This window comes from Pseudoalteromonas sp. SG45-1 (assembly GCF_014164135.1).
In the GTDB taxonomy this organism is placed as follows: domain Bacteria; phylum Pseudomonadota; class Gammaproteobacteria; order Enterobacterales; family Alteromonadaceae; genus Pseudoalteromonas; species Pseudoalteromonas distincta.
Genome location: NZ_JACJEP010000048.1, coordinates 1 through 10,033, shown reverse-complemented (window position 1 = coordinate 10,033; position 10,033 = coordinate 1). Strand labels below are relative to the sequence as shown.

Below are 10,033 nucleotides of genomic sequence, written 5' to 3'. Positions count from 1 at the left end.
CAACGCAGGCTATATTACAGCAAGTAATTCAATACAGTGAAGAGCGCGAAGGGGTTATGGTTTTTGCCGCCACGGTAATGCATGCCCAGGAAATATTAAGCTACTTGCCAGCTCATCAAAGTGCACTAATCACAGGTGATACGCCAAACACTGAGCGCGATAAAATCATTAAGCAATTTAAAGCTAAGCAATTAAAGTATTTAGTTAATATTTCGGTATTAACTACAGGATTTGATGCGCCACATGTCGACTTTATAGCTATTTTAAGACCTACAGAATCAGTTAGTTTATATCAACAAATTGTGGGGCGAGGTTTAAGGTTATCTGAATCAAAAACGGATTGCTTAGTAATAGATTATGCTGGCAATGGTTTTAATTTATTTCACCCAGAAGTAGGTGATAAAAAAGGCGATAGTGATAATGAATCTGTGCAGGTACTTTGCCCAGGTTGTGGGTTTGCGAATATATTTTGGGGTAAAACAGACTCCACTGGCAAAGTAATAGAGCACTTTGGCAGGCGTTGCCAAGGCCTGTTAGAAGATGATGATGGGCATAAAGAGCAGTGCGATTATCGTTTTAGGTTTAAAGAATGTGAGCAGTGCGGTGCCCAAAATGATATTGCTGCACGTAAATGCCATGATTGCGGCGCGGTAATGGCCGACCCTGATGATAAGTTACGCAATGCATTAAACTTAAAAGACGCACTTGTGCTTCGATGTAGTGGGTTATCGGTAACTCTAATTAAAGATGAACTTATTAAAGTAACGTATTTTGATGAAGATGGCGCAAGTTGCGATGAGGTATATAACCTCGCAAATAAGGGCGGGCAATTTATATTTAATAAGCAATTTGGTCTACGAGTAGGACTTGGACAAACACCTATTAATTTTAAAACTGCAGCGCAAGTAGTAAGCGCACAATTTGAATTAGTACCACCAGATTTTGTTATTGCACGAAAAAGCAAAAAGTATGGTTGGAAAGTGGCTGATAAGCTATTTGATTATAAAGGCAATTTTAGGAAGGCAAATCAGTTAAGCCGTTAAGCTTAACTGATAGAGTACATTGAACTAATACAATTAAAAGGCAACTAAGCCTCGTCACCGTCCATTAATCCCCAGCCGTCACCATATCCATTAAAGCTATTAGCAATGCTTTCAATGTATTGCTCAGCTTGGCCTAAAAGGGTGTGCTCTGGCACCATTTGTACTTGAGTGATTACTTCCCAAACGCCAGTGTCTTTACATTTTTCAAGCTCAGCATTTTGAACTAATGCATCAGAGACTATTTCTTTAGCAAATTTTTCAGCATCGGCTTCTTGTTCGAATAAAATAAAAAAATCGACTTGGTGCATTTTATTTAAATCAATGCCAGCAGCGGCTATTTCGGCTAAAAGTTGGCCGTTATCATCATCAGGGAATTGCATTAAAAACTCATTTAAAATTAATTTTTTATTCGTAGGCACTATTGTAACTAAAATATTGTCTTAACGCGTACTAATTTTAATTATGCTGATACTTATTCAAAGTTAAATTTACGCGTTAGATTGTCATTAAGTTAATGTGTTGCTCATTATGGCTATGCTAATATGCGCGTAATCAGCCAGTTTTATGTAAGATATTAAAAGTAAGGATATTTACTTGTTTATTAAGTTTTTACGTTGCATATGTGTTGTGAGCGCTTTAATTGCGACAAATAGCTATGCTGCAGAAAAAGTCATAGAAGATTACGAAATTAAAGGGTTAAGTGGCGATTTAGAAAATAACGTAGCCCTTTATCTCAAGCAATTAATTGGTGAAAAACCAACCCGTACACTTCGTCGTTATGCCCAAAAGCAAGTACAAAATAGCATTAAAGCACTTGGTTATTATAGCCCGACCGTCGAGGTTATTTATGATAAAGACGACAGCGAGTTAATTGTTAAAGTTGAGCGAGGTCCTGCAACTCGCATAGAAGCAATTAATATTACGTTAAACGGCGATGGCCAAAATGATACTCAATTACAGGCATTAATTAAAAATACCAACTTAAAACAAGGTGATGTTTTAAATCATGGTAGATACGACTCTGCTCATAAAAAAATAGAATCTATGCTATTGGAGCTTGGCTATTTTGATGCAAAGTGGCCAGCGCGCAAATTAGAAGTGTCACTTAAGAAAAATAGTGCTGTTATTACTTTTGTAATTGATACTGGGGTTAGATATCAGTTTGGTGATATAAAAATAGCTAGTAATACGCCTGCTGAAAAATACATACGCTCGCTTGCGCCTTTTACTCAGGGCCAACCTTATAAATCAACACATATTGCTGACTATAATTTGGATTTATCAAGCACCCCTTATTTTGCAAGCGTGCGCGTTTACGCCGATATTGCTGCGCGTAAAAATAGCCAAGTACCTATTAAGGTAGATGTGTTGCACAAGCCTGCAAATAGCTATGAAATTGGCGGCGGTTTTAGTACTGACTTAGGGCCCAAAGTGCGTTTTAAATGGAGTAAACCGTGGATCACAGAAGACGGCCATTATCTCGAAACTAATTTAAATGTGGCGCAAAAGCAGCAAGATATTTCCATGGCTTATACCATTCCAGTTGATGATCCGAATGATGATTTATGGCGTTTTTCTGCTGGATATAAATTAGAGGATGAACTAACAAACGATACCTACAGTGAAATACTCACGGGGCAAATTCAGCGCCAATGGTTAACCGAAAATAAGTGGGTGCGTACTGCATTTTTACGCCGCGACCAAGAAACCTACCGTATCGGTGATGAAGAGGAAGAAAGTACCGAAATGTTAATGCCGGGCATTAGCTACGCCCGCAAAAAATCAAAAGGCGGCACGACTCCATACTGGGGAGAGCAGTGGCTTATATCTGCTGAGTTTGGCTTAGATGATGTGCTTTCGAGTACTAATCTGATTAGGGTACAAATGCAACATGCGTGGTTACGTACATACTTAGAGAAGCATTTAGTGTTTTTAAAAGCAAATGTTGGTGCAATGCTTGTTGATGATATTGAAAACGTACCTTACTCACTGCGCTTTTATGCAGGTGGCGATCAAAGTGTTCGTGGTTTTGCGTACCAATCAATATCGCCGGAAAATGATGATGGCGATCTCATCGGTGGTAAATACTTACTAACCAGTACAATAGAGTACAACTATCAGTTTGCTCAAAACTGGCGCGCAGCTTTATTTGTTGACGGTGGTACTGCGACGAATGATTTTTCTGATGATTTTGAAGTAGGCGCTGGTTTTGGTTTTCGCTATTTAACACCCGTTGGCCCAGTGCGTATAGACCACGCTTGGGGATTAACAAAAGAAAGTAAAAGCACACGTTTAAGTATTACCATAGGGCCAGAAATTTAATGTCAGTATTAAAAAAGATAACAGCCGCCGTAAGTGCTATTTTTGTCACGTTAGTTGTTGCACTATTTTGTTTGTTATTTACCGCACCCGGTAATCAATTTATTGCTTATAGTGCAAACAAAGCGGTAGACGGACTACATATTGAAATTAAAGATGGCCGTTTTATTTATAATGATGCCTTTAATGTGCGCTTTACTAGCAACGGATTGGATTTTAATGCACAACAATTGAAAATTGATTTGTTTTGGTGGCAGTGCGATGGAATTTGTATAGATAACTTAAGTGCTAAATCTATAAATTTAACATTACCAAAAACTGCAGAGTCACAAGAAGAAGCCGCTGCAGAGCCGCTTGAAAAAATCAGCTTACCTTTTAATATTGCTTTAAAAAACATTGCGATCAATAAATTTACGCTAGAGCATCCAAGTGCAAACGTAAGCGTTAATAACTTTAAACTCTCAGCAAAAGCAGAGGGTTCAAAGCTGACGGTTAAAAGCCTGAATATTCCCACCATACTTGTTGCTTTAAAAGAGCAAGAACAAGATGCGAAAACACAAACGGCGCAAAATACTCAAGCGCTTTTAACGCACCTACCCGCATTACCTAATATAGAATTTACTTCGCCACTTGACTTAGTTGTTGAAGACTTTGAAATAGCTAACATTACGATTGAGCAAAACGAAGCCCAGCATGTTATTGAAAACATCTCGCTGCAATTAAGTGTGGAAGATGCGGTTATTAATTTAGAGTCATTCTCAGCAAAGTATGAGCAGTGGCAGCTTAATACGCACCTTAATGCTGAGCTTGCAGGGAACTTGCCCGTAAAAGGGGATGTTGTTTTACAAAGTGATGAGCACCAAGCCAATTTGCAGTTGAATGGCGACTTATCAAACCTAAACTTAAATTTAGAAACGCAGGGACAATATCCGCTTAGTTTAACGGCAACGGCAAATTTAAAGCAAAAAAACTATCCGTTTGAGTTAAATGGCAAAATTAAACAGTGGCTTATTGATGCACAAAGTAATGCGCTTAAAGTGCGAAATGTAAGCCTCAATGCACAAGGTAATGCCGACGATTACCAGCTTAGCCTGCAGGGTAATAGCCAATTAGGCGCGTACCCAGCTGTTGACTTAAATACCCAATTAAAAGGCAGTCTCACCAAAGCAACTTTACAAGCGCTAAGCATTAAAGCAAACGAAAGCAGTGCAACTATACAAGCCAATGTTGATTGGCAAAAAGGCATACAGGCTAACTTTAATGGCACGCTTGCTAACTTAAAAGCGCAGTACTTAACTGATGCAGCTACCAGTGATATTTCAGGACAGTTTAAAGGCTCGTTTAATGCAGCTGACGACAAGTGGCAGCTACAAATGAATAATACAAAGTTAAACGGATTACTTAACGACGTGCCACTAGAATTTGCCTCAAACTTTAAGCTCGACAACACGTTAAAAGCTAATATTGATAGTTTTTATTTAAGTAGTGGCACCAATAAATTAGCACTAAGCGGGCAAGTTGATGACACTTGGCAAGTTGATGGCAAAGTAACGCTTAAAAGTGATGAAAAAGCTAATATTCCATTTACTGCTGATGGCAACGCAAATTTAAAAGTGAGAGGGGAAAGGTTAACGCCCTCTGTTGATTTAGCGCTAATACTCGATCGCTTTATTTTTGATGAAATAAACATTAATAAATTATCAGTAAAAGGGCAGTTAGATACCGCAGCCGATTGGCAAACCGATGTTTCGGTAAGTGTTGGTTCGGCGCTTGTAGCCGAACAGCAAATTAATAGCGTTAAAATTGATATTAGCGGCGACAAAACAGATCACCAACTTACGGCATCTGTAGATGCTGAGCAAGGCAGTGTAGAGTTTGAAGTTCATGGCAAAATTAATAATACCACTTGGAATGGCGAGCTTAGTAATGTAACGCTCAGCGATAAAAAGCTTAGTTTTAGTAATACTAAAAATATTGCCATTATGGTTAATACGCAAAGTGGCGACTTTGATGTAAGTGCACATTGTTGGGCATCTGAGCAAAGTAAATTGTGCATAGACACCTTAGCCCAATCAAAAAACCTCGGTCAGCTAAATGCTAAACTAAGCAATTTAGCTCTTGAGGAGCTTAAGCACTTTTTACCTAATAGCCTTCGTACTCGCGGTAATATAACTGGCGATGTAGCACTTAATTGGCAAAGTGGTGCGCTTAAAACATTACGCGCAAATATCGATTCTAGCGACTTAGAAGCGGTGCTTACCTCGGAAGAAGATCGTTTTAAATTACCAATCGAAACTCTAACTGTTAGTGCATTTTCGGACTCTCAAGTTGGCAAGCTTGAAGCTAATTTAGAATCAAGTGTGCTTGGTAAAATAAACACACAAATTGATATTGACGACATACAAAATACGCAAGCGCTTAACGGCACTATTAATATTGATAAAATACTCCTTTCAGACTTACAACCATTTCTTGAAACCCTTGAGCAGTTAAAAGGTGATATTAGTGGAAAAGTCGCGTTAGCAGGTACGTTAAAAGATCCATTATTAAATGGCGAGCTTAATGTGAGCGATATTAGTTTAGAGGGCGAGCAATTGCCTATAGCGCTGCAAAAATCAAATATAAACGTATTGTTTGATAAAACAACAGCCACAATAAAAGGCAACTTAAACGACAACCAGGGCGGTAAAATAAACCTCACCGGTGACGTTGATTGGCAAGGTGCGCAACCTGCTGTAAATGTGGCGGTAGTTGGCGATCAGTTTTATGTACGCGCGCAGCAAGGGGTTACTTTTAAAGTATCGCCGGATTTAAAAATAGGCTTGGCTAATAATGCACTCAAGCTTGCTGGTAAGGTAGTTGTGCCTTACGGTCGTATAATGATTGAAGAGCTTCCTGAGGGCGCAGTGCAAGTTAGCGATGATGAAATTATTGTTGATCAAAAAACCGAGGCCACCGAAACAGTTCCGTTTGATTACGACATAGATTTAAAAGTGATTGTTAAAAACGATGTAAAAGTAGAATCGTTTGGCTTGGAATCAAAAGTTGCGGGTGATTTAGCGATAAAAATGAGTCAAGGTGCACCAATTATAGCCACAGGTGAGCTTAACTTAATTGAAGGTACTTACTTAGCCTTTGGGCAAGATTTAATAATCAGCACCGGGCAAGTAGGTTTTAGCGGTTCAATTGAACAACCATTTTTAAATATTAAAGCAATACGTAACCCCGATACGACTGCAAATGGTGTCATTGCAGGGGTTACGCTCACGGGAAATGTTGAACAACCAACGCTCAAAATATTTTCTGAGCCTGCGATGGATCAAGCTCAAGCACTTGCATATTTACTTAATGGCCAACCTTTGGGTGACGGGGAAAGTTCGTCAAGCGATGCTATGCTCACACAGTTATTACTTTCTCAAGGGGTTAGCCGCAGCGAAGGGGTTGTTTCTAAGGTGGGTGAAACCTTTGGGTTATCAGATGTAAGTTTAAGCTCATCTGGTAGTGGCGATAGCACCAAAGTAGAAATATCAGGTTACGTAGCACCCAGCTTACAAGTTAAATATAGCGTGGGTGTATTTGATTCGCTCAGTGAGGTGGCTGTGCGATATCAGTTACTTTCACAGTTATACATAGAAATAACGAGCGGCCTATACCAAAATGTTGATGTGCTATATAAGTTTGACTGGGAATAACCAAAACTATAATAATTATTAGGATATGAGTGATGAAAAAAATTATATTGCCAGCTCTGCTTAGTGTTTTATTAAGCGGTTGTGCTCAACAATTTGGCAATGATGTTGTTAATCAAGAGCTACCTTTATTGAGCGCGAGTGAAGTTATTGCTAGTGCAACAGACAATGACTGGCGAGTAGTGAACGCCCAAAATATTTTAAAGATAACGCTGCCAACGGGCGATGCGTACATTGAGCTTAATGAACTGCTTGCCCCAAAGCACGTTCAAAACATTAAAAAGTTAGCACGAGAAGGGTTTTATAAAAATACCAGCGTTTATCGGTTTGTTGAGGGTTTTGTAGCGCAAGGTGGCGACAGCTTGGGTAAAAAGTTAATTAAAACGGCAGATAAAACAGTCCCTGCTGAGTTTTATTTAACAACAAACAAACCACTTTTAATTACTGAGCTAAATGGCGACGGATATGCACCAGTTACCGGCTTTTTAAACGGCTTTGCAGTAGCTCAAAACTCAGCACATACGCAAACATGGCAAGTGCATTGTAGTGGCGTGTTTGCCATGGCGCGCGACAACGATATAAACAGTGCGAGTACGGAGTTTTTTGTAACAATAGGGCAAGGCCCGCGCTACCTTGATAAAAATATTACTGTGTTTGGTCGAGTGCTCGAAGGTATAGAGCATTTTAACCGTTTAGCGCGCACACCAAGTGAAGGTAAAGCATTTAACCCAATTACCAATATACAAGTACTTGGTGATGTACAAAGCGATAAAAGTATATTTAAAGTGATGAAAACAAACTCACCGGTGTTTAAAAACTTAATAAATGCTCGTAAAAACCGTGTTGAACCATGGTTTGTTAAAGCACATAATTACGTTGATGTGTGTGGTATGCCTATACCCACTAAGCGTGAAGTTATACCAATCCGCAATAATACTTAATCATTTTGCGGGGCTAAACGTGTCGTTACCTGCGTTAAAAGATTCTCATTTACGACTGCATGGATGCAGAAGGTAGAGCAATGCAGGAGCAATTGCCGAGAACAACTAAATAGCTAATCTTTTGCCTAGCTATCAACACGTTTTCCCAGCCTTAAAATAGCTCACTTAATTAAGCGAATTGGTATTAATTAAATATACAAATAGAAAAGGAGCCTAGGCTCCTTTTTTTAATACCCATATTCCAATTAAAAATAACCTACTGACGATTAATTTTAACTGCAAATGGCGTATCGTTATAATGTGTAGAGCGATACGGGTTTATATCAAGCCCGCCGCGACGAGTATAACGCGCGTAAACTTCTAACTCTTTAATATTAAGTTGTGTTGTTAAATCGCTATAAATACGCTCAACACACTGCTCATGAAATTCGTTATGTGTTCTGAATGAAATTAAATAACGCAATAACGACTCACGGCATATTTGCTCGCCTGTGTATCGTATAATTACACTTGCCCAGTCAGGCTGGGAGGTAATTAAACAGTTCGATTTAAGTAAATGGCTGTAGAGCGTTTCTGTAACTACGTTATCACTTTTTGCTTTAAGTGAATTAGCATCAATGTCGTAATTATTAATCTCAATATCTAAATCATCAATACATTCACCAGGCAGCGCTGTACACGGTAAGCAATTGTAATCATCAGGATTATATAAAGTCACTTTGACAGAGCTGTTAACCGCGTTTGATAAATCATCAATTAAATGCTGTTTTACTACATCAATGCTTTCAAATCGGGTTTGGTTAAAGCTATTTAAATAAAGTTTAAACGACTTTGACTCAATAATATGGCTGCTTTGGCACTCAAAGCTAAATAAGGCCACGGCAACTTGGGGTTTACCTTTATTGTTTAACCATGAAAGCTCGTAACCTGTCCAAATGTCTTGGCCTTTAAATGGCAGCTCTGCTTCGTCAATATTTAAAGCATCACGATTTAATTTGCGCGCAATAGGGAAAAGCAAGCTTGGCGTGTACACATCTACATACTCAGTAGATTGGCCTAATACGCTACCTTTAAGGTCTGGAGAATTGCTGTAATCTGTCATGTTTGCTCTTAAATAGTTACAATGGGGACATTATATCTAATTTAAATGAGTTTCACAGTATGTCTGTTGCATTGCTTATAGAACAACTTCATCAAAAATTTAGCGAAAATACCCTTAAAAACACTGCAAAGTACCCACTTATTACACACGACGATCAATGGCCAAGCCCATGTGAAGTTGGTGAGGTTGACGAGCGAGGAAACATTCAATGGCAGGGGGCGCGTCAGCAACCTGCAGGTTCGCTTAATGATTTAGCCAGTGCACTAGAACTTGAGTTTCCAAAAGCGCTTAGCGAGCTATACGGACATATGTACGGTGGAAGTATTTTAGCAAGTATTGATGGGCATCAGGTTGAATTACTACAAGCATGGAACGAAGAAGACTTTAATTTGTTACAGCAAAATATAACGGGTCACGTTTTAATGAAACGCAAGCTCAAGCAGCCAGAAACAGTATTTATTGGTTTAACAGAACAAGATGATTTACTAGTGAGTGTTTTGGTGCACACTGGTGAAGTATGTTTAGAGTTTGTCGGCAAAAAAACACACCATGTACTTGCACCTAACATTAATGCTTTTTTAAAGGCATTAGAGGTTTAAAACGTATTTAATAAATCAGCTTAGCGTCATCACTAAGCTGATTTTTAGAGCCATTACTAGGGCGTGTTGACCTTTCGTGGTTGATTTTTCAGCTGTATGTTTGGTTTTTAGGCAAGGCAGAGCCTATGTAGTGTAGTTACTCCCTATAAATAGGCGATAACGAAGCATAAATGCCAAACATGCGCTGCCCTTTGAGTTCTTTCTAGGAACGGTTTACTCTTTGTTGCCTACATGGATGTAGGTAAGGGGCGTGAGCAGGACGCGGAAGCTTTGCTCGGTTTTTACTTATTCTTACATGGATGTAAGCCAGTAGGGTAACGCAGGAGCAGTTACCGAGCCC

Annotated in this window: 7 protein-coding genes; 5 read left to right on the top strand and 2 right to left on the bottom strand. The window is 39.1% G+C overall.

All coding sequences use genetic code 11. The features are described from left to right. The coding region (locus H5117_RS19970) for a DEAD/DEAH box helicase (RefSeq protein ID WP_259404589.1) at positions 1–1,043 on the top strand (1,043 nt) is incomplete at its 5' end. Between the two features lie 44 nt (positions 1,044–1,087). On the opposite strand, the gene H5117_RS19965 is transcribed toward H5117_RS19970, so the two are convergent. After that, positions 1,088–1,423, bottom strand: a complete 336-nt coding sequence (locus tag H5117_RS19965) for a ribonuclease E inhibitor RraB (protein WP_007378192.1) — start codon at positions 1,421–1,423, stop codon at positions 1,088–1,090. 214 nt (positions 1,424–1,637) lie between these two features. On the opposite strand from H5117_RS19965, the gene H5117_RS19960 reads away from it, so the two are divergent. Genes H5117_RS19960 through H5117_RS19950 form a run of 3 tightly spaced genes read left to right on the top strand, consistent with a single transcriptional unit; the run spans position 1,638 to position 7,992 of the window. Next, positions 1,638–3,365: an autotransporter assembly complex family protein gene (locus tag H5117_RS19960; RefSeq protein ID WP_182733838.1), complete on the top strand. Its 1,728-nt coding sequence runs from the start codon at positions 1,638–1,640 to the stop codon at positions 3,363–3,365. Further along, entirely contained in the window at positions 3,365–7,054 is a 3,690-nt protein-coding gene (locus H5117_RS19955; protein ID WP_182738985.1) for a translocation/assembly module TamB domain-containing protein, read from the top strand. Before H5117_RS19960 ends, H5117_RS19955 begins: the two co-directional genes overlap by 1 nt. A gap of 32 nt (positions 7,055–7,086) precedes the next feature. Continuing rightward, positions 7,087–7,992, top strand: coding sequence for a peptidylprolyl isomerase (locus H5117_RS19950; protein ID WP_182738984.1), 906 nt, complete (start codon positions 7,087–7,089; stop codon positions 7,990–7,992). A gap of 256 nt (positions 7,993–8,248) precedes the next feature. Here H5117_RS19950 and queF read toward each other — a convergent pair whose 3' ends face one another. Further along, on the bottom strand, positions 8,249–9,094 hold the full coding sequence (gene queF / locus H5117_RS19945) for an NADPH-dependent 7-cyano-7-deazaguanine reductase QueF (RefSeq protein ID WP_182738983.1): 846 nt from the start codon (positions 9,092–9,094) through the stop codon (positions 8,249–8,251). Positions 9,095–9,153: 59 nt separating this feature from the next. On the opposite strand from queF, the gene syd reads away from it, so the two are divergent. Next, positions 9,154–9,693, top strand: a complete 540-nt coding sequence (syd, locus tag H5117_RS19940) for a SecY-interacting protein (RefSeq protein WP_182738982.1) — start codon at positions 9,154–9,156, stop codon at positions 9,691–9,693. Positions 9,694–10,033 lie beyond the last annotated feature (340 nt).

What these genes read in the sequence shown, in the direction of transcription:
- H5117_RS19955 (WP_182738985.1), top strand. Translation starts at nt 3,365, where the DNA reads ATGTCAGTATTAAAAAAGATAACAGCCGCCGTAAGTGCTATTTTTGTC.
- H5117_RS19950 (WP_182738984.1), top strand. Translation starts at nt 7,087, where the DNA reads ATGAAAAAAATTATATTGCCAGCTCTGCTTAGTGTTTTATTAAGCGGT.
- queF (WP_182738983.1), bottom strand. Translation starts at nt 9,094, where the DNA reads ATGACAGATTACAGCAATTCTCCAGACCTTAAAGGTAGCGTATTAGGC.
- syd (WP_182738982.1), top strand. Translation starts at nt 9,154, where the DNA reads ATGTCTGTTGCATTGCTTATAGAACAACTTCATCAAAAATTTAGCGAA.
- H5117_RS19965 (WP_007378192.1), bottom strand. Translation starts at nt 1,423, where the DNA reads ATGCAATTCCCTGATGATGATAACGGCCAACTTTTAGCCGAAATAGCC.